At 71.7% G+C, this 23,371-nt stretch carries 24 protein-coding genes; 11 read left to right on the top strand and 13 right to left on the bottom strand.

Annotation, left to right across the window (positions count from 1 at the left end; all coding sequences use genetic code 11):
* The first annotated feature begins 63 nt into the window (after positions 1-63).
* Positions 64-1,020, top strand: a complete 957-nt coding sequence (locus ACIBG8_RS35300) for a zinc-binding alcohol dehydrogenase family protein (protein ID WP_397347437.1) — start codon at positions 64-66, stop codon at positions 1,018-1,020.
* Here the strand turns inward: ACIBG8_RS35300 and ACIBG8_RS35295 are convergent.
* The 6 genes from ACIBG8_RS35295 to ACIBG8_RS35270 all read right to left on the bottom strand — a co-directional run bounded on the left by ACIBG8_RS35295 (position 1,017) and on the right by ACIBG8_RS35270 (position 9,786).
* Complete coding sequence (locus ACIBG8_RS35295) at positions 1,017-2,870, bottom strand: DUF5107 domain-containing protein (protein ID WP_397347436.1); 1,854 nt, start codon at positions 2,868-2,870, stop codon at positions 1,017-1,019. The two genes, ACIBG8_RS35300 and ACIBG8_RS35295, sit on opposite strands and share 4 nt — an antisense overlap.
* 22 nt (positions 2,871-2,892) lie before the next feature.
* Positions 2,893-4,722 carry a right-handed parallel beta-helix repeat-containing protein gene (locus ACIBG8_RS35290; RefSeq protein ID WP_397347435.1) on the bottom strand — a complete coding sequence of 610 codons (1,830 nt, stop codon included), beginning with the start codon at positions 4,720-4,722 and terminating at the stop codon, positions 2,893-2,895.
* Positions 4,719-5,534 carry a carbohydrate ABC transporter permease gene (locus tag ACIBG8_RS35285; RefSeq protein ID WP_397347434.1) on the bottom strand — a complete coding sequence of 272 codons (816 nt, stop codon included), beginning with the start codon at positions 5,532-5,534 and terminating at the stop codon, positions 4,719-4,721. Before ACIBG8_RS35285 ends, ACIBG8_RS35290 begins: the two co-directional genes overlap by 4 nt.
* Positions 5,531-6,445 (bottom strand): carbohydrate ABC transporter permease, encoded by a 915-nt coding sequence (locus tag ACIBG8_RS35280; RefSeq protein WP_397347433.1) that lies wholly within the window; start codon positions 6,443-6,445, stop codon positions 5,531-5,533. The genes ACIBG8_RS35285 and ACIBG8_RS35280 overlap by 4 nt, the downstream gene beginning before the upstream one ends.
* A complete protein-coding gene (locus ACIBG8_RS35275) occupies positions 6,445-7,725 on the bottom strand; it encodes an extracellular solute-binding protein (RefSeq protein ID WP_397347430.1) in 1,281 nt (426 codons plus the stop codon). Before ACIBG8_RS35275 ends, ACIBG8_RS35280 begins: the two co-directional genes overlap by 1 nt.
* 156 nt (positions 7,726-7,881) lie before the next feature.
* A complete protein-coding gene (locus tag ACIBG8_RS35270) occupies positions 7,882-9,786 on the bottom strand; it encodes a DUF5107 domain-containing protein (protein WP_397347429.1) in 1,905 nt (634 codons plus the stop codon).
* 49 nt (positions 9,787-9,835) lie between these two features.
* Here ACIBG8_RS35270 and ACIBG8_RS35265 point away from each other — a divergent pair, with 49 nt between their 5' ends.
* From ACIBG8_RS35265 to ACIBG8_RS35255, 3 genes are read left to right on the top strand one after another with little or no spacing between them, the layout of a single operon-like run.
* Positions 9,836-10,621, top strand: a complete 786-nt coding sequence (locus tag ACIBG8_RS35265; protein WP_397347428.1) for a DeoR/GlpR family DNA-binding transcription regulator — start codon at positions 9,836-9,838, stop codon at positions 10,619-10,621.
* A 36-nt stretch (positions 10,622-10,657) separates the two neighbouring features.
* Positions 10,658-10,789, top strand: coding sequence for a hypothetical protein (locus tag ACIBG8_RS35260; RefSeq protein WP_397347427.1), 132 nt, complete (start codon positions 10,658-10,660; stop codon positions 10,787-10,789).
* Positions 10,756-10,914 (top strand): hypothetical protein, encoded by a 159-nt coding sequence (locus tag ACIBG8_RS35255; RefSeq protein ID WP_397347426.1) that lies wholly within the window; start codon positions 10,756-10,758, stop codon positions 10,912-10,914. Before ACIBG8_RS35260 ends, ACIBG8_RS35255 begins: the two co-directional genes overlap by 34 nt.
* On the opposite strand, the gene ACIBG8_RS35250 is transcribed toward ACIBG8_RS35255, so the two are convergent.
* A complete protein-coding gene (locus ACIBG8_RS35250) occupies positions 10,911-11,834 on the bottom strand; it encodes an AraC family transcriptional regulator (RefSeq protein WP_397347425.1) in 924 nt (307 codons plus the stop codon). The genes ACIBG8_RS35255 and ACIBG8_RS35250 overlap by 4 nt on opposite strands.
* 82 nt (positions 11,835-11,916) lie before the next feature.
* Between ACIBG8_RS35250 and ACIBG8_RS35245 the strand changes: the two genes are divergently transcribed.
* Positions 11,917-12,756: an SDR family oxidoreductase gene (locus ACIBG8_RS35245; RefSeq protein ID WP_397347424.1), complete on the top strand. Its 840-nt coding sequence runs from the start codon at positions 11,917-11,919 to the stop codon at positions 12,754-12,756.
* Here ACIBG8_RS35245 and ACIBG8_RS35240 read toward each other — a convergent pair.
* The 3 genes from ACIBG8_RS35240 to ACIBG8_RS35230 are packed head-to-tail and all read right to left on the bottom strand — an operon-like array spanning position 12,698 to position 14,152.
* Positions 12,698-13,054, bottom strand: a complete 357-nt coding sequence (locus ACIBG8_RS35240; protein ID WP_397347423.1) for a hypothetical protein — start codon at positions 13,052-13,054, stop codon at positions 12,698-12,700. The genes ACIBG8_RS35245 and ACIBG8_RS35240 overlap by 59 nt on opposite strands.
* Positions 13,051-13,560 carry a hypothetical protein gene (locus ACIBG8_RS35235; protein WP_397347422.1) on the bottom strand — a complete coding sequence of 170 codons (510 nt, stop codon included), beginning with the start codon at positions 13,558-13,560 and terminating at the stop codon, positions 13,051-13,053. Before ACIBG8_RS35235 ends, ACIBG8_RS35240 begins: the two co-directional genes overlap by 4 nt.
* A 1-nt stretch (position 13,561) precedes the next feature.
* Entirely contained in the window at positions 13,562-14,152 is a 591-nt protein-coding gene (locus ACIBG8_RS35230) for a class I SAM-dependent methyltransferase (RefSeq protein ID WP_397347421.1), read from the bottom strand.
* 53 nt (positions 14,153-14,205) lie between these two features.
* Between ACIBG8_RS35230 and ACIBG8_RS35225 the strand changes: the two genes are divergently transcribed.
* Entirely contained in the window at positions 14,206-14,661 is a 456-nt protein-coding gene (locus tag ACIBG8_RS35225; protein ID WP_397347420.1) for a MarR family winged helix-turn-helix transcriptional regulator, read from the top strand.
* Between the two features lie 3 nt (positions 14,662-14,664).
* On the opposite strand, the gene ACIBG8_RS35220 is transcribed toward ACIBG8_RS35225, so the two are convergent.
* Entirely contained in the window at positions 14,665-15,846 is a 1,182-nt protein-coding gene (locus tag ACIBG8_RS35220; protein ID WP_397347419.1) for a cytochrome P450, read from the bottom strand.
* A gap of 72 nt (positions 15,847-15,918) precedes the next feature.
* Here ACIBG8_RS35220 and ACIBG8_RS35215 point away from each other — a divergent pair, with 72 nt between their 5' ends.
* The 3 genes from ACIBG8_RS35215 to ACIBG8_RS35205 all read left to right on the top strand — a co-directional run bounded on the left by ACIBG8_RS35215 (position 15,919) and on the right by ACIBG8_RS35205 (position 18,896).
* On the top strand, positions 15,919-16,653 hold the full coding sequence (locus ACIBG8_RS35215; RefSeq protein WP_397347418.1) for a GAF and ANTAR domain-containing protein: 735 nt from the start codon (positions 15,919-15,921) through the stop codon (positions 16,651-16,653).
* Positions 16,654-16,753: 100 nt separating this feature from the next.
* Entirely contained in the window at positions 16,754-17,392 is a 639-nt protein-coding gene (locus tag ACIBG8_RS35210; RefSeq protein WP_397347417.1) for a DUF2306 domain-containing protein, read from the top strand.
* Positions 17,393-17,441: 49 nt separating this feature from the next.
* Positions 17,442-18,896 (top strand): class I adenylate-forming enzyme family protein, encoded by a 1,455-nt coding sequence (locus ACIBG8_RS35205; protein ID WP_397347416.1) that lies wholly within the window; start codon positions 17,442-17,444, stop codon positions 18,894-18,896.
* On the opposite strand, the gene ACIBG8_RS35200 is transcribed toward ACIBG8_RS35205, so the two are convergent.
* Both ACIBG8_RS35200 and ACIBG8_RS35195 read right to left on the bottom strand, forming a co-directional pair.
* Complete coding sequence (locus ACIBG8_RS35200; protein ID WP_397347415.1) at positions 18,821-20,284, bottom strand: dihydroorotase family protein; 1,464 nt, start codon at positions 20,282-20,284, stop codon at positions 18,821-18,823. The two genes, ACIBG8_RS35205 and ACIBG8_RS35200, sit on opposite strands and share 76 nt — an antisense overlap.
* A complete protein-coding gene (locus ACIBG8_RS35195; RefSeq protein ID WP_397347414.1) occupies positions 20,232-21,065 on the bottom strand; it encodes an IclR family transcriptional regulator in 834 nt (277 codons plus the stop codon). Before ACIBG8_RS35195 ends, ACIBG8_RS35200 begins: the two co-directional genes overlap by 53 nt.
* A gap of 61 nt (positions 21,066-21,126) precedes the next feature.
* On the opposite strand from ACIBG8_RS35195, the gene ACIBG8_RS35190 reads away from it, so the two are divergent.
* A complete protein-coding gene (locus ACIBG8_RS35190) occupies positions 21,127-21,912 on the top strand; it encodes a cyclase family protein (RefSeq protein ID WP_397347413.1) in 786 nt (261 codons plus the stop codon).
* Entirely contained in the window at positions 21,909-23,315 is a 1,407-nt protein-coding gene (locus ACIBG8_RS35185; protein ID WP_397347411.1) for an MmgE/PrpD family protein, read from the top strand. The genes ACIBG8_RS35190 and ACIBG8_RS35185 overlap by 4 nt, the downstream gene beginning before the upstream one ends.
* The last annotated feature ends 56 nt before the right edge of the window (positions 23,316-23,371 follow it).

Below are 23,371 nucleotides of genomic sequence, written 5' to 3'. Positions count from 1 at the left end.
CCGCCGAACACCATCCCTTATGGTACGGAGTACCAGTTTGTACGGCGTACCAGAGGAGTGCTCATGAGAGCGGTGCAGATCACCGAGTTCGGCGGCCCGGAGGTCGTGGTCGTGCGCGACGACGTGCCTGAGCCCGTGGCGGGTCCCGGCGAGGTCCTGGTGGAGGTGGCGCGGAGCGGGGTCAACTTCGCCGACACGCTGATGCGGGAGAACGGCTACATCACGGCGGCCACGCTGCCGCTGGTGCCGGGCGGCGAGGTCGTCGGCACGGCGGCGGACGGCAGGCGGCTGGCCGCGATGACGGAGCGGGGCGGCTACGCCGAGCGTGCGGTCGTCAGCGAGGGCTACGCGTTCGAAGTGCCTGACGACCTCGACGACGTCTCGGCCGTCGCGCTGCTGGCCCAGGGGCTGACGGCGTGGTGGCTGGTCAACCACACCGGGCGGGTACGGCCGGGCGACAGCGTGGTCGTGCACGCGGCGGCAGGTGGGGTCGGGAGCCTCGCCGTGCAACTGGCCAGGCTGGCCGGGGCGGGCCGGGTGATCGCGACGGCGAGCGCGCAGGACAAGCGGGACCTGGCGGTGTCGCTGGGCGCCGACGCGGCCGTGGATCCCGCCGAGGATGACCTCACGGCAGCATTGTGCGCGGCCAACGGCGGGAAGCCGGTGGACGTGGTGCTGGAGATGACCGGCGGGCGCGTCACCGACCAGAGTGTCGCGGCGCTGGCGCCGTTCGGGCGGCTGGCGTTCTACGGCATGGCCGGTGGGGTGGCGCCCACGCCGGTGGAGCCGCGCGAGCTGCAGCGGGGGTCGGCGACGGTGAGCGGGTTCTGGCTCATCCACGCCTTCGCCCGGCGCGACGTGCTCACCGCGGCCTACGCGGAGATGGCCAAGCAGGTCGCGTCGGGACAGCTCCGCGTGGTGCGCGGCGGTGACTTCCCGATGTCGCAGGTGCGGGAGGTCCACGCGGAGCTGGCCGGACGCAGGACGACAGGCAAGCTCGTCCTCGATCCCCGGCGTTAGTGCATGCGGAAGTCGAGGCTCTCCGGGAGGGGGGCGGGGTCCTGGCCGGGGTTGCGTAGTTCCTGGTAGCGGAACCACAGGGAGTCGAGGGAGTCCTCGCCTTCCCTGAGGTTGTCGACCACGATCCCCTCGTTCAGGAGGGCCTCGACGCGGTCGAGGTCCTGGGCGCCCAGCGCGGCCTGGGCTTCGAGGAGGCGCATCCGGCCCAGCGCCCGCTGCTCGTCGCCGAGCGCGTCGATAACCGTCAGCGCCTCGGCGCACCGGTCATCGGCGACCAGCGCGCGCACGGTCTCCACGCTGAGCGCCACGACGGACGGGGCCAGCGCGTGGGCCTCCAGGAGCAGGTCGGCCGACCGTCCCCCGGCCAGCCGCGCGCTCTCCGCCACGCACCGCAACGCCCACGGCGTACGGCACAGCCCCAGGGACTCCTGCCACGCCACGGAGGCCCCTTCCAGGTCGCCGAGCGCGTACCGCAGCAACCCCAGGTGGTAGCGGGCGTGCCAGTCGGCCGGGTGCTTCTCCAGCAGGTCGAGCCACCGCTGCCCGGTCACCGGCGCTGCGGGCGGGTCACTGACGGGCAGCCTGCCGGTGTCGAGCAGTTCCCTCCACGGGAGCTGCTCGGCGCCGAGCTCGCCGAAGTCGACGCCCAGGTCTTCCAGAGCCCCCCAGGCCGACCCACGGGAGAGCACCTCGGCCTCCCCGACGGCGCCGGAGGGCGTGAGCGGGCCCAGGCGTTCGACGGCTGCCGAGGCGGCGGACACCGCCGCCTCCCACGGGCCGTGCACCAGCGCCGGGTCCACCTCCAGCAGGCCGTACGCCTCCACCCAGCTCCACTCGGCGCCGCCCGGCATGGGCACGTGCTCCAGTTGCGTGCGCGCCAGCCCTGCCTGGATCTCCAGGTAAGGGGCGGACGGCCCGCTCAGCCACTCCTGCCAGCGCGCCCCGCCCTGCCCGGTCCCCCAGTGGAACAGCTTGCGCCCGCGCAGCAGCCCGGTCGAGGCCTGCACGAGCCCCTTGCCCTCGCCGTCGAGCGCCGCGATCCACGGGCGCGCCCCGGCAGGCAGGTCGAAGAAGTAGTCGGCCGCCGTGGGCACCCCGGTGGTGTAGCTGCGGTCCACCCCGTCGAGCACCGGGAAGTCCACCAGCCGCAGCGCCTCGGTGTAGTCGAAGTGGTAGGCGCGGGAGGCGGGTGCCAGCACCCGCACCCCCTCCGCCTCGGGAACCGCGATGTTCGACCACCAGTAGGCGGGCACCGTGTCCGCCGACGGGTTGGTCAGCGTCACCTCGACCATGAGCACCGGGGAGTCCTCCGGCAGCCAGGCGTCGATCCGCACCACGAGCCGCCGCATCCGCTCGAACTCGTACATCCGCAGCACCGGCGTCCCGTCCGGCCTGGCCAGCCGTACGGCGTGCAGGGGCGAGCAGGTGAGCGGCCAGTGGCCGGTCGCGCCGAGGTTCCACTCCACGCCCCCGGCGAACCACGCGTCGCGCAGCGCCAGGTTGGCCGGTTGCAGGATCGGGTTCCTGTGCAGCAGCTCCCGCCCCGACTCCCGGTGCACGAGGGACCACAGCCGCCCGCCGTACGACGGGAGGAAGGTGGCGGTCAGGTGCTCGTTCTCCAGCACCACGACGGGCAGGTCACGCTCGGTGCGGTCGCGGGTGTAGCCGTCCTGCATCGTGTACGGCAGCAGCGTGTGCGGCTGGCCGTACCCGAGCTGGGCGGTCATCTCCTCGTCCGCGCCGACGAGCCCCCGCCTGACGCCGGTGCCGCGCAGGATCGGCAGGGGGCTCGGCGTGGGCGGGTCGGCTGCGGGCAGCCGCAGGGTGTCGAGCCTGAGTGCGCTGGTCATGATGGTTCCCCGAGTGTGGTGGTCAGCGGACGGACAGGTCGTCGCAGAAGGCGGTGCCCGTGCCCGTGTGCCGGTAGCAGAAGATCGTGGCGCCGGTGGTGCTCGGGCCGGTGGTGAAGGTGAGGCTGGCCTGGCTGTAGGCGGATCCGGAGATCGGCGCGGTCAGCTGGGCGCCGCCGTACCCCTTGACGCCGAGCAGCACCTCGCCGCCCTTGGCCCAGCCGGACAGCGTGTAGGTGGTGGCCGGTTTCAGCGCGACGACCTGCTCGACGGTGGCGGGCGAGCCGCTGAGCCGCACCGCGTACGTGCCGGTGTGCGCCTGGCCGGTGACGACCGCCGCCTTGGCGGAGGCCCAGGAGCTCAGGTTGCCCGTTTCGAACCCGCCGTTGGCGAGGAGTTCCGGCCGTGAGCAGGTGCTGTCGTCGAAGGCGGACAGCTGGTGCAGGCCGATGTCGGGGGCGCAGAGCGCGGGCACGGGACCGCCGAAGTAGTCGCGCCCGCCGTTCCCGCTGACCGTCTGGCCCGCGCGCAGCGCCGGTGATCCCGCGCTGACGCGGTGGTCGGCGGCGAGCAGCGGGTCGGCGGTGATCGTGCCGGTCGCGCCTGAAGGGGCGGAGGCGCCGTTGATCACGTTGTTGCGTACGGCGTAGCCGCCGGAGCGCAGCGTGAACGAAGCCGTCCCCGCTCCGGTCTTGCGCACGATGTTGTTGGCGAACAGCACGTTCCTGCGCGTGGTGTTGTTCTCGTTCAGCACGGTCTGCGAGACGCCGTCGCCGATGACGAAGGTGTTGTTGTAGACCGAGGCGCTCTCGATCGGCCCCGAGCAGTTCTCCACGCCGCGGTAACGGTCGTCGACGCTGAGGTTGTAGCGCAGCACCGCGCCCCTGATCACGCCGTCGGCGTTGCACAGCAGGGCGAAGCCGCCCGCGTTGCCGTGGCTGTGGTTGTACTGGAAGACCGTGCCGAAGGCGTTCTGGTCCACGTCGAAGGCCATGCCGTCGCGGGTGGTCTCGCCGCCGGACACCTCGTTGAACTGGAAGAGCACGTCGTCGGAGTTGTGCGTCCACAGGCCCGCGCTGTAGCCGGCCGAGCGGCGCTGGAAACCCTGGATCCTGTTGTGCTCGGCGACCGCGCCGGTGACGCTGCCCAGCACGATGCCGTCGCCGCCGACGTCGGTGACGGTGTTGCCGCTGACCACGACCTCGGTCCACGGGTGGTACGGGCCGGGCCGCTTGCCCCATCCCGAGCGGTTCCAGTCGGAGAACAGGAAGATGCCCGACCTGTCGGCGTGGGTCACGGTGTTGCCGGTGATGCGCAGGTCGTCGAAGACGGTCGGGACCGTGCCGCCCTCGACCCAGGCGGTGATGCCGGCCGAGCCGTCGACGTCCTTGCTGTCGTCGCCGCTGACGTCGTGCACGTCGACGCCTTCGAGCACGAGGTGGCGCAGCGTGCCCGCGTCCTTGGCGCTGATCCGCACGCCGCGCCGCCTGGCCGTACCCGCTGCGGTGTTGGTGACGTCGAGGTTGCGGATCTCCCACTGCTGCTGGTTGTCCAGCACGACGGCGTCCGGCGCGCCCGCGCCGTCGATGCCGGGCTTGGCGCCGGTGCCGTAGGCGTCGATCCTGATGGGCGACCCCTCAGCGCCAGAGCCGCGCGGGGCCAGCGTGCCCGTGCAGCGGGTGCCGCGCTTGAACAGCACGGTGTCGCCAGGGGCGAGGGCCAGGGCGTTGACCTGCGCGAGGCTGGTGTAGGCGCCCGCCTGCCCGCCCGAGCAGTCGACGTAGTGAGTGGTGGCGGCCGGGGCGGCGACCGCCATCGGCGCGACGAGGAAGACGGTCAGTAAGGCGTTCATTTCCCGATCCCTACGGTCATTCCCTGGATGATGCGGGTGCCGAGCCAGGAGAACAGCGCCACCATCGGCGCCAGGATGATGCAGATGCCGGCGAACATGGTTCCCCAGTCGCGCCCGCTGTACTGCTGCAGGCCCACGAAGTTGACCAGGGCCACGGGCAGCGTCACCTTCTCGTCGCTGGTCATCAGCGCGATGGCGAACAGCGTCTCGTTCCACGCCCCGATGAACTGCAGCAGGAACGCGGTGATCAGCCCGCCGCGCGCCACGGGCAGCACGACGCGCACGAAGGTCCGCACGCCGGTCGCCCCGTCGATGGCCGCCGCCTCTTCGAGCACCACGGGGATGCCGGAGAAGAACCCGGTCAGCAGGTAGACGGTGAACGGCATGGCCAGCCCGATGTAGACGAGCGTCAGCCCGAGGAAGCTGTCGGTCAGCTCCACCGCTGCCAGCCCGACGAACAGCGGCACCAGCAGCACCTGGCCGGGCACGCCGAGGCCGAGCGCGAAGACCATGGTCAGCGCGTTGGAGGTGCGGTTGCGCCGCCGCGCGAGCGCATAGGCGGCCGGGGCCGCGAGCACCACGGCGACGAGCGAGGACAGGGTGGCCACGCCGACGCTGTTGAGCGCCGCGGCGTCGAAGCCGCCCTCCAGCCAGGCCTTGGCCCAGTTGCCGCCCTGCGGCGGGATGGGCGCGCCGAACGGCTGCAGGAAGATGTCCTTGCTGGTGCGCAGCGAGGTGACGGCGACCCAGACGAGCAGCGCGATGTCCGCGGCGACCAGCGCCCAGACGATGCCGTAGCCGACGCGCCTCACATCATCACCCGTTCCCTGCGCATGATGCGCCGCAGCAGGACCACCAGGAGGCCGACCATGACGAGGCTCACCATCGCGGCAGCGGCGGCCAGCCCGAACTTGGGCACGGAGCTGGGCGAGAACGCCGACAGGTAGACGTACATGGCGGTGGTCCAGGTCTGCACGGGCGCGTTGGACACCGTCGAGCCGCCGCCGAACAGCATGACGATCTCGAAGACCTTCACCGAGCTGACCGTCCAGAGCACGGCGCAGACGGTGACGACGTCCCAGGACAGCGGCAGCGTCACGTTGCGGAACCGCTGCCAGGCGTTGGCGCCCTCCAGCTCGGCCGCCTCGTAGAGGTAGCGCGGGATCTGGTCGACGGCCGCCATGATGATCGTCGTGTAGTAACCGGTGGACGTCCAGACCAGCGTGCCGATGATCATCGCGGGCAGGTTGTCGACCGACAGCCACTTGGGCGCCGCGTCGACGCCGAACAGCCGCAGCAGCTGGTTGACCGGCCCGTCAGGAGCGAAGATGAAGCCCGCCGCGATGCCGAAGACCAGCGCGTTGACCAGGTTCGGGAAGAACATGACCGACCGGGCGAACATCCGGCCGCGCATCTCGCGCAGCGCCATCGTCAGCGCGAAGCTGATGACGAACGTCGCCACCCCGCCGATCACCATGATCTTCAGGGTGTTGAGCACCGAGGTGTGGAAGGACGGGTCGTTGAGCAGGATCTCGTAGTTGCCCAGGCCCTTCCACTGCATGGCGCCCATGCCGTCCCACTTGTACAGGCTCGTGTAGGCCGCGTACGCGATGGGGGCGAGGAAGAGGGTGACGTAGAAGGCCAGGGCGGGCCCGACGAACGGCCAGAACAGCCTGCGCTGCTGCCGTTCGAGCGGGTCCACCCCGATCCGGAGTGCCACCATCAGCCGGCGGTCTTCCAGTAGGAGACCTGGGCTTCCTTGATCTTGGCCACGAACTGGTCGGCGGTCGCCTTGCCCAGCCACAGGTCGTTGAAGGCGGGGGTGAACACCTTGTCCATGTAGTCGCCAGGCGCGTTGTCCAGGATGATGCGGGCCGGGTTGTCGGTCAGCATCTTCTGCACGTCGGCCAGCTCCTCGGGGGCCGGGATGTCGGCGCGCGGGGTGATGTTCTTGGCCTCGGTGGAGATGCCGGAAAGCACGTCCTTCTTCAGGAAGTAGGCCATGAACTTCTTGGCCGGCTCCGGGTTCTTGGCCTTCTTGGGTACGGCGAAGCCGAACATGACCAGGTCCGCCTCGGTGTTGCCGCCCTTGGTCGCCGGCACCGGCATGGCCTTGACCTTGAAGCCGCTGGCCAGGTTGGCCTGCGCCTCGCTCGGCACCCAGCTGCCGTCCAGGTGGAAGGCGGCCTTGCCCTGCGCCCAGTTGGTCTGCTGCGCCGGGTACTTGCTGGCGTCGTAGCCCTTGAGGATGTATCCGGCCTTGACGAAGTCCTCGACGCGCTTGAGCGACTCCTTGAGCCCCGGCTGGTCCCAGGCGGCGCCGGTCTTGTCGTTGACGGCCTTGCCCAGGGCCCCGTTGCCGTTGTCGCGCACGATCAGGTAGTCGAGCAGCAGCTCGTTGGTCCAGGCGTTGTCGCCGTCCGAGGCGACGCAGGCCTTGCCCTTGGCCTTGAGCGTGTCGCAGAGCTTGACGAACTCGTCCCACGTGGCGGGCAGCGTGGCCAGGTCGGGGTCGGCGCCGTTGTAGTAGTAGGCGGCCGAGACCAGCTCGTAGGGCACCACGTACTTGCTGACGCCCTCGGGGTCCTTGGGCAGCGCGTCGATGTACTTCGCCGGCAGGACGTCGGAGACCTTCTTGCCCTCGCCGGGCACCTCCATGTCGTAGACGGAGGACAGGTCGGCCGCCTGGCCGCTGGAGGCGAGCGAGGTGTAGATGGAGTCGGCGCCCTGGTCCATGAGGTCGGGCGCCTTGTTGGCCGCGATGGCCGGGCCGATCTTGGTCTTCACGTCGCGGCCCTGCCACTCGACGGTGACCTTGACCCCGGTGTCCTTCTGGAACTTCTCGATCGCGGCCTTGATGACCTTGGCCTGCGGCTCGGTTTCCTTCCACATCGACCAGTAGGTGAACTGCTCGCCCTCCTTCTGGGCGGGGGTGGAGGTCCCGCAGGCGGTCAGGGCGAGGGCCGCAACCGCACCGGCCGCCAGGAGCTTGGTTCCGCGCATGTTGTCACCTTTCAGGGGAGCGTGTGCGGGAACACTAAGCGGGCTTTACCGGTCCAACAAGGCAGCAAATGCAACGCTTTGATCACATCATGCGTAGATTGCAGCATTGTGCTCATAAAAATGCAACATCGTGCAGGGAATGCGGGAAAAGGAGCGTCAGAACTGCTTCACGCTGTAGTCGTAGAGGCAGGGCAGCGAACCCTGGGGACCCTGGAAGTCCCACCACAGACCGTCGAGGGAGTCCTCGCCCTCGCGCAGGTCGTCGACGACGAGCCCGGTGTCGAGCACGCGCTTTGCCCGCGCCCGGTCGCCCAGGTCGAGGGCGGCGCGGCACTCGAGCACCCGGATCCGCCCGTGCCAGCGGTCGGCCGGGCCGAGCCGGTCGACGAGGGCGAGCGCGTCGCCCGGCCGTCCAGCGGCGATGAGCGCGTGCAGGGTCTCGATGGTGAGCGGGCGCAGCCGGGGTGACAGGGCGTGCGCGCGCAGGTAGAGGTCGGCGTCGCCGGACATCAGGGCGAGGTTGCGCAGCGCCCAGGCGTTCTCCGCCATGGCCAGCGACTGCTCCCAGGCGGCGCGGGCTCCCTCGCGGTCGCCGTCGTGGTAGAGGTTCACGCCCAGGTGGAGCAGGGTGAACCAGTTCTTCTCCCCTGCCTCCAGCAGCGCGCGCCACTCGGGGCCGACGGTGAAGGACGACGGCGGCAGCGACGGCGCTGGGGTGGGCATGGTGCCCTTGCGCACCAGGGCGAGCCACGACTGCTGGTCGCGGCCGATGGTGGCGTCCGCGAACGGCGTGGCGGGCAGGTTCAGGGCGCGGCTGCGCCGCTTGGCCAGGGCCCGGCGCTCCAGCGCGCCCCAGCCGCTGCCCACGTGCAGGCTCTCGTCCGGTACGGCTTGCGCCAGCCGTACGGCCGCCTCGTGTTCCCGGTCGAGCTTCTCGCGGGAGATCAGGCCGTCCACGGCCGCCGCACCGGCGCGCGTGGCGCTCGCCCAGTCCTCGTGCGCGCCGTCCACGTGCACGAGGCCGTAGGCCTCCGTCCAGGAGAAGGACGAGCGCGGGGCCAGGCGCAGGTGTTCGAGTTGGGTGCGGGCCAGTCCCGCCTGGATCTCCAGGTACGGCCTGCCCGGCCCGGACAGCCAGTCCTGCCAGTTGCGACCGGCGGCGGCCGTGCCCCAGCGGAAGTGTTTGCGCCCGCGCAGCAGGTCGGTCGAGACCTGCGCCAGCCCGTCGCCGCCGGCGTCGACCGCGGCGATCCAGCGGCGCTCTCCGTCCGGCACCTCGTAGAAGAAGTCGGCGGCCTGCTCGTTCCTGCCCGGGTAGGACTGGTCGCGCTCGTGCCAGGACGGCACGGGCACCCGCCTGAGCCTGCCGTCGTAGGAGAAGTGGTAGGCGCGGGTGGCCGGGGCGAGCACGCGGCCGCCCTCGGTCTGCGGCACGGCCGCGTTCGACCACCAGTAGACCGGCGCTTCCTCGGTGAACGGGTTGAACACCCGCACGTGCACGAGCAGCACCGGCGAGCCGGGCGGCAGGCAGGCGTCGATCTGGAAGACCAGGCGGCGCATCCGCTCCCACTCGTACATGCGCAGCACCGGCACGCCGTCCTGCCTGGTCACCCGCGCCGCGTGCACGGGCGAGCAGACCAGCGGGGTGTGCCCGGTGGTGCCGAGGTTCCACTCCACTCCCCCGGCGAACCAGGCGTTGCGCAGCCCGAGGTTGGCCAGTTGCAGGAACGGCGGCGCGTGCAGCAGCTCACGCCCGGTCGGCGTGTGCGTCAGGGTGCGCAGGCGCCCGCCGTACTCCAGGAGGAACTCCGCGCGCAGGATGCCGTTCTCCAGCACCGCCGTCTTCAGCTCGCGCTCGGTCCGCTCGCGGCCGTATCCGTCCTGGAAGGTGTACGGCAGCAGCGACTCGGCGTGCCCGTAGGCCAGGTTGGCGGCCATCTCCGCGTCCGCGGCCGCCGTCTCCAGGCGGGCACGCGGGTCGGGAAGGGTCCGCAGCGGCGGCAGCGGGTTCTCCGGGCCGAGCGGGGAGACCGGGAGCACGAGCGACGAGGTATGGAGCATTTGCCGCACATCTTTGCACATTTCGCGCAGGAACTGCATGATGGGCCGCGTGAACCGGTACGAACGCTGGAACGTGCTCCTGGAGCTGATCGCCGAGCAGGGCCAGCTCGACGTGGTGGAGACGGCGCGCAAGCTCGACGTGTCGACCGCGACGGTCAGGCGCGACTTCGACGGGCTGGCCGCGCAGCAGCTCCTCACCAGGACGCGCGGCGGCGCCGCCGCGCACAGCGTCTCCTACGACCTGCCGCTGCGCTACAAGGTCGCCCAGCACGCGCCGGAGAAGCAGCGCATCGGAGCGGCCGCCGCCGCGCTCGTCGAGGCGGGCTCGACCGTGGGGCTCAACGGCGGCACCACCACGACCGAGGTGGCCCGCGCCCTGGGGCTCCGCGGCGACCTGGGCAGGGACCAGCGCGGACCGGCGCTCACCGTGGTCACGAACGCGCTCAACATCGCGCACGAGCTGGTGGTGCGCCCGCACCTGCACGTCGTCACCACCGGCGGCTCGGCCCGCGCGCAGTCGTACGAGCTGGTCGGGCCGGTGGCCACGGACATGCTGGAGCGCATCGCGCTCGACGTGGCGATCATCGGGGTGGACGCGCTGGACGCCTCGCACGGGGCCAGCGCGAACAACGAGGGCGAGGCGGCGGTCAGCCAGCTGATGGCGGCCAAGGCGCGCTCGGTCATCGTGGTGGCGGACGGGTCCAAGCTGGGGCGCAAGGCGTTCGCCCGGATCATGCCGCTGAACCGCCTGAACATCCTGGTGACCGACGAGACCGCGCCGTCGGAGGAGGTCACCCGCTTCAGCGAGGCAGGCGTCCGCGTCATCCAGGTCTGAGTTAGAACAAATGACGAAAGACCTCCCACACCCCCGGTGGCGATCGGGCGGCTCGACCGGCGGATCGTGCTGCTCGGCCTGATCGCGCTGATCGTTCTCGCGAACCTGCTGGCGGCCCTCGCGCCGAACTTCGGGTGCTGCTGGCGTCGCGGTTCCTGGTCGGGGTGAGCATCGGCGGGTTCTGGGCGCTCGCGACGGGCATCGCCTTCGTCAGCCCGATCCTGCGTGAGGTGTCCGGGACCCTGGCCGTCCTGACCACGCTGGCCGTACGGACCACCAAGGCAGTGGCCTAACCCCAGGTCTGGCGCCAGGTGGTGGGGGTGGCGCCCCGGGTGCGTTTGAAGGCGACGCTGAAGGCGAACGGGTCGTCGTAGCCGACCGTCCTGGCCACCGCGGCGACCGTCGCGTCGGTGTCGCGGAGGAGGTCGGCGGCCAGGGTCATCCGCCACCCCGTCAGATACGTGAGAGGTGGCTCGCCGACCAGAGCGGTGAAGCGGGCGGCGAAGGCGGCGCGGGACATGCCGACCTTCCCGGCCAGCCCACCCACCGTCCACCGGAACGCGGGCTCCTCGTGCAGCAGCCGCAACGCGTCGCCGATCGCCGGATCCGCCAGCGCCCGGTGCCACGCGGGTGACGCCGCGTCCGGCCTGGCGCACCACGCCCGCAGTGCGAGGACGAGGACCAGGTCGAGCAGCCGGTCGAGCACCGCGTCCTGACCGGGCTCGTCGCGACCCACCTCCTCGGCCAGCAGCTCCAGTGGCGCCCGGGTCCGCGGACCAGCGGGCACCACGGCCAGCGGAGGGAGCATGCCCAGCAGCCGCTCCCCCACGTCACCCCTGAGCTCGTAGGCCCCCCTGAGCATGACCGTCGCGCCGGACAGCCCGTCGCCGTAGGTGCGGGGCGCGAGGCTCCGATGCACCTCTCCCCCGCCCACCGCGTACTTCCGTCCCCCGCTGATCACCACCTGCGGCGGCGTGGACGGGCTGTCGGCGATCGTGTAGCCGTCGACCCCGCTGATGAGCGCGATGTCCCCCGCGGAGAGACGCGCAGAAGTCATCGCGAGTTGGACCGAGGCGTGCCCGCCCAGCGTGGCGACGACGGTGAGCGGCGGGGCTTCGTCGAAGGACATCGCCCAGGGCGGGCGCTGGACGAGCCGGCGCACCGTCGCGTTCCTGGCCCGCGCCCGGTGCAGCAGGTCACTGAGAACGTCCACCCATCCAAAGCTAGACGATCACAAAGCCTTTCGCGACGAACTCCCATGGATCGTCCAGCAGATCGGCGGTTGGCTGAACGACATGAAGAACATCCTCGTAGCCGGAGCCACCGGCAAGGTCGGCCGCCGCGTCGTCGGCCGCCTCCGCGCCTCCGGCCACCCCGTGCGGGCCGCTTCTCGGACCAACCTCGACCTCGGCGACCCGACGACCTGGGCAAAGGCCCTCGACGGCGTCACCGCCGCCTACCTCCTGGAGCCCGACCTGCGCCCGGGAACGGACCACCACGCGCGCGTCCCCGCCTTCGTGGACCGGGCGGTGAGAGCAGGGGTGCGGCGGTTCGTCCTCCTGTCCGCCTACAACGTCGGCGACGACCACCCGCTCAGACCGGCCGAGCAGGCGCTGCGCGACTCGGGCGAGGACTGGACCATCCTGCGGCCCGACTGGTTCGCGCAGAACTTCAGCGAGGGCCCCTGGCTCCCCGGCGTGCTCGGCGGAACCCTGGCCCTGCCCACCGGCGACGGAGCCACCCCGTTCATCGACGCGGGAGACATCGCCGAGGTCGCCGCCAGGGCGCTCACCGAGGACCGGCACAGCGGCCGGACCTACCAGCTCACCGGCCCGCGGGCGATCACCTTCGCCGAGGCGGCCGACCTGATCGGCCGGGCGGCCGGGCGCACGGTCCGCCACGAGGACGTCGCGCCCGAGGTCCTGGTCGAGCGCTGGGTGTCGGCCGGCGTCCCCGAGGACGTGGCGCGGCTGCTCACCGGCCTCCTCGTGGACATCGGGGACGGCCGCGCCGCCCCCGTCTCCGACGGCGTGGAGCGGGCGCTGGGCCGTCCTGCCAGGTCGTTCGAGGACTACGTCACCGAGGCAGCCGCGTCCGGCGCCTGGACAGCACCACGAGAGCGGGCACCTGAGTGAGCCCGTAGACCACGTGGAACGCGTAGTGGTAGAGGGTCTGCTCGGGGTCGAAGGGCAGGAACGGCAGCGGCAGCACGCTGACGACCGCGCCACCGACCAGGTGCAGGCCCACCCAGCCGAGCAGGGCGAACCTGGCCACCGTGCGCGCGGGGGTGAACCACAACGCGACCAGCGCCACGTAGACCAGCGACGGGAAGAGGGTCTCCGGGCTGAGCAGGGTCTGCCCGGGGAGGTCGGCGACGTTGTGGATCACGAAACCGGCCCACGACAGGGTCACCGTACCCAGGAAGAGTTTCATCGCCTGCCCACCCACAACCCCGTCGCCCACGCGAGCAGCCCTGCGGCGAGTTGCTCCCAGCCGTAGCCGGCGCCTTCGGCCCGGCCGCCCGGGGTGGGCAGCGGCAGGCCGCGCGAGTAGACGGTGACCATGGTGACGGCGACCGCCGCGGCCACGACGAACCACCCGGCGGCCAGCACCCGGGCCGCCCAGCGCTCGCCGCGGCGGAACGCGGTCAGGGCGATCCAGCCCAGCAGGACGAACAGGGCGGTGCCGAGCACGGCCGAGTCGAGGATGTGCGCCCGCGCGGGCGCGGTGACCAGGTCGGCCAGGCCGTCCCGATCCATGGTGGACGGCGCTGCCGCCCAGAACCCGGTCAGCAGCGTCTCCTCCCCGGCCAGTGCGAAGAGACCGAGCACCACGAGGAAGGAGGCGGCGCGCGGCCGGCCGAGGCGGTCGCGCAGCAGGACCAGGACCAGCACGATCACCACGATGAGCAGCGCCCAGACGAGGGCTCCGGCCTTCATGTCAGCTCACCCTGGTCAGCAGGTAGGCCGCGGTTCCGGCGACGAGGCGGCGCGGCTGGGGCGCTCCCGACGTGCCCAGCAGCTCGATCGTGAAGTGCGCGCCGAACCGCTCGGCCACCTCGCCCGGCGCGATCGGCAGGAAGGACACCCAGCGGTCGAAGCGGCGCGGCGCCCATTCGAAGCACCACAGCAGGAACCGGGTGCCCGTCCTGGTCAGCGGGAGCACGTTGCGCACGTAGAGGTCGCGCCTGGCGGGCGACAGGTCGTCGAGCGTGCCGTAGTCGACGAGCAGGTCGAACACGCCGTGGTCGCCGGTGAGCGCGGTGAGGTCGTCGCGGCGGAAGTCGACGCTGACCCCGGCCTCGGCCGCCTTCGCCCTGGCCTTGACCAGCGCGGCGGGCGCGAAGTCGACGCCGGTGACGTCGAAGCCGTGTTCTGCGAGGAAGACCGAGTTGGCGCCGGTGCCGCAGCCGAGGTCGATCGCCCGGCCCGCGGGTAACCGTCCGGAGGTGACCAGCTCGACCAGCTCTTTGCGCGGTCCCAGTTCCCAGGGCATGCGGAAGAGCCGGTAGCCAAGGTTGTAGAGGTTCACGGCTGTTAAGGTATGCTGCACCCTATTAATAGTCAAACGATTTGAGTATCAACTTGTCTAACGACATCGCCCGTGAGGTCACCGAGCAGCTCTTCGACCTGAGCATCGCCCTCGACTTCATCGGCAACGCCGCCGCCGAGCGGATCGGCATCAACCAGACGGACCTGATCTGCCTGAACCTGCTGGTACGGCAGGGCCCCATGAGCCCCAGCCAGGTCGCAGCGGTGCTCGGGCTGAGCACGGCGGCGATCAGCGCGATGGCCAGGCGGCTGGAGTCCGGCGGATACGCCTACCGGGAGATCGACCCGGTGGACCGGCGGCGCATCCTCATGCACGCCTCACCCGCGGGCACCCAGCGGGCCTTCGGCCTGTTCGACGACCTCTACCAGGCGATGACGGGCCTGGTGGACGGCTACGGCGCCGAGGACGCGGAGAAGCTGGTGCGCATGCTCGGCGACTTCCAGCGCGTCCTCACCGAGCACGCCGAGTCGATCAGGACGCGGCGGTGACGGTCACCAGGCGACCGGGAGCCGGTGCACGCCGTAGATGTCCATGTCGTGGCGCATCGGCACCTCGCCGGGCGGCACGGCCAGGCGGAGCCCGGGAAACCGGCTGAACAGCGCGGGCAGGGTGGCGCGCATCTCGACGCGGGCGAGCTGCTGCCCCAGACACTGGTGCATGCCGTACCCGAAGCCCACGTGCCCGGTGGCCTGCCTGCGCAGGTCGAGGACGTCGGGGTCGGGGTACTTCGCGGGGTCGCGGTTGGCGGCGACCACGGACAGGGCGACCGTCTGACCTGCCTTGATCCGGTGGCCGTCCAGCTCGACGTCCTCCAGCGCGGCCCTGGCCCCGGTGTGGACGATGCTGAGGTAGCGCATCAGCTCCTCCACCGCCTGGGCGGGGTCCTCGTGCAGGGCGGGCCGCTGGTCAGGGTTCTCCAGCAGCGCGAACGTGCCGAGCGCGATCATGTTGGTGGTGGTGTCGAGCCCGGCCCCCAGCAGGAACGCGCCCACCCCGGCCAGCTCGTCGTCGGTCAGGTCCGTCCCGGTCAGGTCGCTGAGCAGGTCGTCGGTCGGGTCGGCGCGCTTGGCCAGCACCAGCTTCGCGATGTACGCGCCGATCTCGCCGAACGCGGCGTACTGCTCCTCCTGCGTCGCGTCCAGCCCGCTCAGCTTCGCCGCCGTGGCCTGGAAGAGCATCCTGTCCGCGTACGGCACGCCGAGCAGCTCGCAGATCATCACCGCCGGGACGGGAAGCGCGAACGCCTGCACCAGGTCGGCGGACGAGCCCTGAGCTGCCATTTCGTCCAGGTGCTCGGCGGTGACCTGCGCGGCCCGTTCGGTGAGCAGGTTCATCCGGCGGACGGTGAACTTGCCCGCCAGCAGCTTGCGGAAGCGCGTGTGCTCCGGGGCGTCCAGCCCGGTCATGACGCCGAGGGACGCGGGCGGCATCTCCCCGACATCGGCCAGCGGGTAGTGCATCAGCTCGTGGCGCGAGCTGAACCGGGGGTCGGCCAGCACGGCGCGCACCAGCGCGTGGCTGGTGGCCAGCCAGCCCTCGTGGCCGTCGGGGAAGACCATCGGGGTGAGCGGCGGCAGCTCGGCCAGCTCTACCGGCGGGTCGAACGGCCGGCCTGCGGGGCGCTGGGTGGGGAGGCTCACGATCACTTCCGGATTCCTTTCATGTGCGCACATCGTGCACTGATGAGAACACTGTACGCAGAGGGAACACTGTGCGCAAGCGGGCCTCGTGGTTAAGATGCGGTCGTGACCGAGCGAGGAGTAGTGCGCCGGATCCTGGCCCGCGCGGCGGCCAACACGGAAGAGCTGCGCCCGCAGGACGTCTGCCAGGCCTGCGTGAAGGGGCTGGACGTGCAGGGGGCGGCCCTGACGCTCATCGCGACGATCGGCGAGACGCGGATGGGGCCGACCCTGGCCAGCAGCGACCCGGTCGCGGCGCGGCTGGAGGAGCTGCAGTTCACCCTCGGTGAGGGTCCGGCCCTTCAGGCGTACGAGACGGGCGAGCCGGTGCTGGTGGAGGACCTGCAACAGGTCCCCTACACGCCGTGGCCGATGTTCACCGAGGCGGTCCGCGACCACCTGAGCGGGGTGGGCGCCCTGTTCGTCTTCCCGCTCCAGCTGGGCGCGGTACGGCTGGGCACCCTGAGCCTCTACCGGACGGAGGCGGGGCGCATCGGCGCCGAGGTGCTGGGCGAGGCACTGCTGGCGGCGGAGGCGGTGACGCTGACCATGAGCGGCTACCTGATGGCCGACCCGCCGAACACCGTGGCCGACCGGTGGTTCGAGCAGGCGTCCGACCGGCGGGTGGTGGTCTACCAGGCCACCGGAATGCTCATGCAGCAGCTCGGGGTCGGGGTGAGCGAGGCGTTCGTCCGGCTCCGCGCCCGCGCCTTCGCCGACGACCGCCCGGTGGCTGACCTGGCACAGGAGGTGCTGGACGGCAAGCTCCACCTGAACAACAACTCGTCGCCGGAGGAATGACTGGGCCGCGTAAACCCTGAGAGGGCGTAGGGGCTCGGGGCAGGACGCGGCCAGGGTCGCCCCGGATGCCCGCGCAGGTCGGGCCGATCAAGCTGAGCCCATGCGTATCAGCCGGGCCGGATGGGCCCTCATGACCGTGCTCTCCCTGGGGATCGTCGCCTATGCGGCCAAATATCTGGGCTTCGACCCGTCGGTCTACTTCGAGAACCAGCGCCTCGTCTACATGCAGCACGAGCTGGCGCTCGGCGCGCACATCGGCGGCGCGATGCTGGCCCTGACGGTGGGCCCGTTGCAGTTCGCCAAGCGGTTGCGCACCCGTTTACCGCGCGTGCACCGCACGCTCGGCGCGCTCTACCTTTTCGGCTGCCTGGTCGGCGGCATCGGCGGTCTGGCGCTCGCCACGACGGCGCACGGAGGTCCGGTGGCGGGGATCGGGTTCGCCGCACTGGCCGTGGGCTGGCTCGTGACGGGCGGCATGGGCCTGCGGATGATCCTCACCGGCCGGGTGGCCGAGCACCGGCGCTGGATGATCCGCAGCTTCTCGCTCACCTTCGCGGCGGTCACGCTGCGGGTCATGCTGGGCGCGTACGCGGGCCTGTCCGCCGCCGATCTGATCGACGTCTCGTTCACCACGGCGTACATCTGGATCGCCTGGCTCTGCTGGGTGCCCAACCTGCTGGTCGCCCTCTGGTACACCCGGCGTCCCGTTCAGGAGAGGGTTCTTGTGGGGGCTCACTAAGAGTGGAATGCTGTTTCGCTATGTGAAACATCGTGAAACAGGAGGCCAGATGCAGCTCTCCATCGCGGGCGGGGTGCGCGAGTTCGGCGCTGCCTCGCCCCAGACGGTCGCGGTGGTCGACGGCGACCGGCGGCTCACCTACCGCGGCCTCGACGACCGGTCCAGCCGCCTGGCCAACTCGCTGCTCGCCGCCGGACTGCGTCCGGGCGAGCGGGTCGCGGTGCTGCTGGGCAACCGGATGGAGTATCCCGAGGTGGCGGCCGGGATTGCGAAGGCCGGGCTGGTCATGGTGCCGCTCAACCCGCGGATGACGCCGGTGGAGAGCTCCTACATCCTGGGCCACTCCGCCGCGCGGGCGCTCGTCGCCGACCGGGCGCTGGACACGGTCGTCGACGGCGTCGACCTTCCCGGGACCGTGCTGATCGTGGATGGGGACTACGAGGCGGCGCTGGCCGCCGCGCCGTCCACCGATCCCCGGGTCGAGGTGGACGAGCGCGACCCGTTCTGCGTCGCCTACACCTCGGGGACCACCGGCAGGCCCAAGGGCGTGGTGATCAGCCACCGCTCGCGCTCCCTGACCTTCTACGCCTCCGCCCTGGAGTGGGGGCTGGGCCCCGGGCGGCGCTCGATCGCGGTCGCGCCGATGTACCACGGCGCCGGGTTCGCCTTCGGCTACGCGCCGGTGCACACCGGCGGGTGCGTGGCCATGTTGCGTGCGTGGGACCCCGAGGCGCTGCTGGCGATGGTCGAGCGGGAGCGGGCGCAGTCGGTCTTCCTCGTGCCCACCCACGCCCACATGCTCCGCGCGCTCGGCGAGTCCGCGCTGTCCAGGTACGACCTGTCCTCCCTCGACACCCTCTACTTCAACGCGGCCGCGTTACCCGGCCCGCTGAAGGAGTGGGTGATGGACAGCTTCCCCGGCGTCGGCGTGCACGAGCTGTACGGCTCGACCGAGGCGGGCATCGTGAGCAACTGCCGCCCGGCCGACGCCCGCCGCAAGATCGGCTCGGTCGGCACTCCCTGGTTCATGACCGAGATCAGGATCGTGGACGGCGAGCTGTTCAGCCGCTCGCCCTACCTCATGAACGGCTACCTGGACGACCCCGCTGCGACGGCCGCGTGCATGACCGAGGACGGCTTCCTGACCAGCGGCGACATCGTGGAGCAGGACGAGGACGGCTTCCTCGCCATCGTCGGCCGCAAGTCCGACATGATCATCTCGGGTGGGGTGAACGTCGCGCCGCGCGAGGTGGAGGAGGCCATCGCCGCCTTCCCCGGGGTCGCCGAGGCGGCCGTCGTGGGCCTGCCGGACGAGGCGTGGGGCGAGCGGGTGGCCGCCTTCGTCGTCGTCCTGCCCGGCGCGAGCGTGGACGGCGAGGCCCTGCTCGGGCACTGCCGTACGAGGCTGTCCGGGCCCAAGCTGCCGCGTCAGATCGAGTTCGTCGACGCGCTGCCGCGCAACGCGGCGGGCAAGGTGCTCCACCGCGAGCTCCGGTCGAGGTAGGAGCCGCCGGGCTCGCCGACCACCCGACCGTCGCGGTAGGCGACGCGCCCGCCGACGACGGTCGTCACCGGCCAGCCGGTCAGCTCCACGCCCTCGAACGGGCAGTGGTCCTGGCCGGACAGCAGCAGCTCGGTGGTGACCGTCCTGGTCAGGCCCGGGTCCACGATGGTGAGGTCGGCGTCGAAGCCCACGCCGAGGCTGCCCTTGCGCCCCCACAGGTTGTAGGCGCGCGCCGGGTTCGCCGACGCGATCTCGGCGAGCCTGGTGAGCGGCAGCCCGCGCTTGAGGTGCCCCTCGGAGAACAGCACGGGATAGAGCAGCGCGGTCCCGCCGAAACCGGGTCTGGCGGGCCACAGCGCGTCGCCCTTGTGCTCCTCCAGGCAGCAGGCGTGGTCGGAGGCGACCCAGTCGATGCGCCCGTCGGCGACGCCAGCCCACAGCGCCTCGTTGTGCTCGCGGGTGCGGATCGGCGGGTTGACCTTGCCGCCCAGGCCGCCGCGCGCGTCGAGGTCGTCGTGGTCGAGGCAGAGGTGGTGCAGCGTCGTCTCCCGCCGCCCGGTGGTACGGCAGGCGGCCTCGAGCGCCTCGGCGCTGGACAGGTGGAGGAAGTTGATCTCGACGCCGGTGTGCGCGGCCAGCGCCGCCGCCTCGGCGATGGCGACCTGCTCGGTCAGCGGCGGTCGGGCCTCGCTGTAGGCGCGCAGGTTCTGCGGGCCGCCGCGGGCCTGCACCCGGTCGATGAAGACGCGCATCAGCTCGGACTGCTCGCAGTGCAGGCTGAGCGAGATCCGCGTGTCGGGGTGCGCCTTCTGCACCTCGGCGAGCTTCTCCATGATCAGGAACAGGTGCCCGAGGTCGTACTCGTCGCCCATGGTGAAGGCGCGGGCGTCGCGGCTGTTGGCTGCCAGGTCGAAGCCCTTGTAGAACATGTAGTACTTGTAGGAGGTGACGCCGTGCTCGGCGACGAGCCGCGGGATCTCCTCGATCTGCTCGACCGTCATCGGCGCGAGGTGGAAGCCGTAGTCGGTCCAGGCCCGCCCGGCCACCGCGTCCAGGGCCTCGGGGAAGATCTCCTTGTACGGCCCGGTCCTGTCCAGGTAGTGCTGCCCGGTGCGGAAGTAGCTGAGCACCGTGGTCGCGCCGCCGACCAGGGACGACCTGGTCTCCTCGAAGGCGTCGAGCCCCATCTCCCGGTAGATCCCGATGTGGAAGTGGGCGTCCACCGCGCCGGGCAGCACGATCTTGCCCGAGGCGTCGATCACCTCGTTGGCGCCGTCGAGGTGCTCACCGATCGCGGTGATCCGTCCGCCGGATATGGCCAAGTCGGCGCGGACCTCACCGTGGTACGGAAGGACGAGCAGGCCGTCCTTGACGAGCAGGTCGTACATCGGGGGCGTCCTTTCTGTGGCCCAGCTGGGCGGAGAGCCGGTCGGTGACCTCCAGCAGCGCGGCGGCGCAGGCGTCCGCCTCGCCCATGAAACGTTCTGCGGGCCCGCAGACGCTGACGACCGCGCAGGGGCGGCCCATCCGGTCGAGCACGGGAGCGGCGACCGAGGCGGCGCCGCTCTGCCGTTCCGAGATCGACATGGCGTAGCCGCGCCGCCGGATCAGGCCGAGCTCGACGCGCAGCCGCCCGTGGTCGGTGACCGTGGCGGGGGTGAGCGCGGTGAGCGGGCGCGCCAGATAGGCCTCGATCTCGTCCTCGCCGAGGAACGCCAGGAACGCCTTGGACGACCCGCCCGCGTGCAGCGGGTACGGCACGCCGAGCGAGACCGACATGATGACCTCCCGCCGAGGGGTCACCTGGTCGAGGTAGACGCGGGTGTCGCCGGTGCGTATGGACAGCGTCGCCGTCTCCCCCGTGTGGCGCGACAGGCCGGGCAGCTCGGGCCCGGCGAGCCTGCGGATGTCGACCCGGTCGAGGTAGGCCAGCCCGAGCCGCATCGCGCCGAGCCCCAGCGAGTAGCGCCTGCTCTCGTCGTCGAGGTCGACCAGCCCGCGGCTGCGCAGCGAGGCGAGCACCCGGTGCACGGCCGCCTTGGACATGCCCAGGCTGTCGGCGATCTCGGTCACGCCGAGCGTCGCCGAGGCCGTCTCGGCGAACAGCAGGAGGATGTCGGCGGCGCGCTCGACCGTGGCGACGGTCTGGCTTCCCGTTTCCGTGGGCACGGCGGTCCGTTCTGTTGCGGCTGGAGTAACATCATTCCACAAATAGGAACACGGAGGCCTTATGTGGGAGCCGCTGGCCGGAGCCAGGGTGCTCGACCTGGCCCAGCCGATGCGCCGGGGCATGCCGCAGTCGCCCAACCACCCGCCGTTCCGCCTGTCCCTCGAACGCCGACACGGCGACGTGGTCCGCCCGGACGGCGGGTCTGCCGCCGCCGAGCTCATCGTGACCGGCGGCCACGTGGGCACGCACGTGGACGCGCTGGCCCACGTCTCCCAGGACGGCCTCCTGTACGGCGGGCGGCCCGCCGGCGAGGTGACCACGCGGGACGGCTTCAGCGAGCTCGGCATCGACGCCTTCGCTCCGTATGTCGGCCGCTGCGTGCTGCTCGACGTCGCCGCCGTGCACGGCGTGCCCGTGCTCCCGCCCGGCTACGAGGTCAGCGCCGCCGACCTCGAACGGGCCGCGGGGGCGCTGGAGATCCGCGAGGGCGACGCCGTCCTGGTCGGCACCGGGTGGTCAAGGCGGTGGCCGGAGCCCGGCTTCGACGGAGGCGTCGACGGCGCTCCCGGGCCGGGGGTGGAGGCGGCGCGGTGGCTGGCCGAGCGGCGTCCGCGCGTCGTGGGCGGGGAGACCATCGCGTTCGAGCACATCGCGCCGGGACACGGGCACGCCACCCTGCCGGTGCACCGGATCATGCTGGTGGAGTCGGGCATCAACATCGTCGAGACCATGCGCCTGGGCGAGCTGCTCGACTCGGGCGTCCGCGAGTTCCTGTTCGTGCTCAACCCGCTGCCGATCGTCGGCGCGACGGGCGCGCCCGTGCGTCCCTTGGCGGTCCTTCCATGACCACGCTGGTGGAGCAGCTCGCCGCCTTCGCCGTGGACTGCCGTGACCGCGGGGTGCCCGCCGGGGTGGCGGCCGACGTGCCCAACCGGGTGCTCGACGTGCTCGGCAACGCGCTCGCCGCCTACGCAGAGCCGGGGGCTGACGCGGCGCCCGCCGTGCTGCGTGCCGTACGGCGGTGGGCGGGCACGCCCGAGGCCACTGCGATCGGCAGCGGCGACCGCCTGCCCGCGCCGTCGGCCGCGCTGGTCAACGGCACGCTCGCGCACGCGCTCGACTTCGACGACACCCACCTGCCCTCCGTGCTGCACCCCAGCGCGCCGGTCGTCCCCGCCGCCCTGGCCGCCGCCGAGGCCACCGGCGCGGGCGGCGCTGCGCTGATCCCGGCCGTCGCGGCCGGGATCGAGGTGTGCAACAGGCTCGGCATGGCCTCCTACATGCCGGAGGCCGGCAACTCGCTCTTCTTCGAGAAGGGCCAGCACGCCACCTCCATCTGCGGCACCCTCGGCGCGGCCGTCGCGGCCGGGCTCCTGTACGGGCTCGGCGCGGACGGCGTGGCGCACGCGATGGGCATCGCCGCCAGCATGGGCGCGGGGCTGCTGGAGGCCAACCGCACCGGCGGCACGGTGAAGCGGGTCCACTGCGGGTGGGCGGCGCACGCCGGGGTCACCGCCGCCGTGCTGGCCGCCGAGGGGCTGACCGGGCCGCCGACGGTGCTGGAGGGGCGGTTCGGCTTCTTCCAGGCCTGGATCGACGGGCGTTATGACGACAAGGCGCTGGTCTCGGGGCTGGGCGAGCGGTGGGAGCTGCTGCGTACGGTCTACAAGCCGTATCCGACCAACCACTTCACCCATCCGGCGATCGACTGCGCGCTGGCCCTGCGCGCCAGGGGCGTGCTGGCGGGCGACGTCGAGGAGATCGAGCTGGGCGTGCCCGCGCCCGTGCTGCGCACCATCGCGGAACCGGCGGAGGAGAAGGCGCGGCCGGTCTCGCCGTACCACGCGAAGTTCTCCGGCCCCTACACGGTCGCGGCTGCGCTGGCCGGAGGGGGTGGGCTGGGGTTGTCGCTGGACGACTTCGCCCGGCTGGATCCGGTACGGCTGGCGCTGGCCGGGCGTGTGCGGTGCGTGGCGGACGAGCGGGCGTCCGCGATCTTCCCCACGGCGTTCGCCGCCGTGCTGCGCGTCCGGCTGCGCGACGGATCGGTGCTGGAGCACCGGGTGGACTCCTCCAGGGGCGGGCCAGAGCATCCGCTGACGGCCGAGGAGCTGTCGCGCAAGTTCCGCGCCAACGCCGCCAGAGCGTTGCCCGAGGCTCAGGTGGAGGCGCTCGACCGCGCCGTGCGCGACCTGCCCACCCGCACCGGTTTGAGTGCGCTCTTTCCTGTCGCGGCCGGTCCGCGGTGACCGATCGTCAATGTCCCGGCGCGGTGGCCGGTGCGTTGCTGGGGCTGGTCCTCGTG

Source organism: Nonomuraea sp. NPDC050556 (genome assembly GCF_044457355.1).
In the GTDB taxonomy this organism is placed as follows: domain Bacteria; phylum Actinomycetota; class Actinomycetes; order Streptosporangiales; family Streptosporangiaceae; genus Nonomuraea.
Note: the sequence above shows the minus strand (reverse complement) of the source record. Positions and strands in the feature narration are given on the sequence as shown.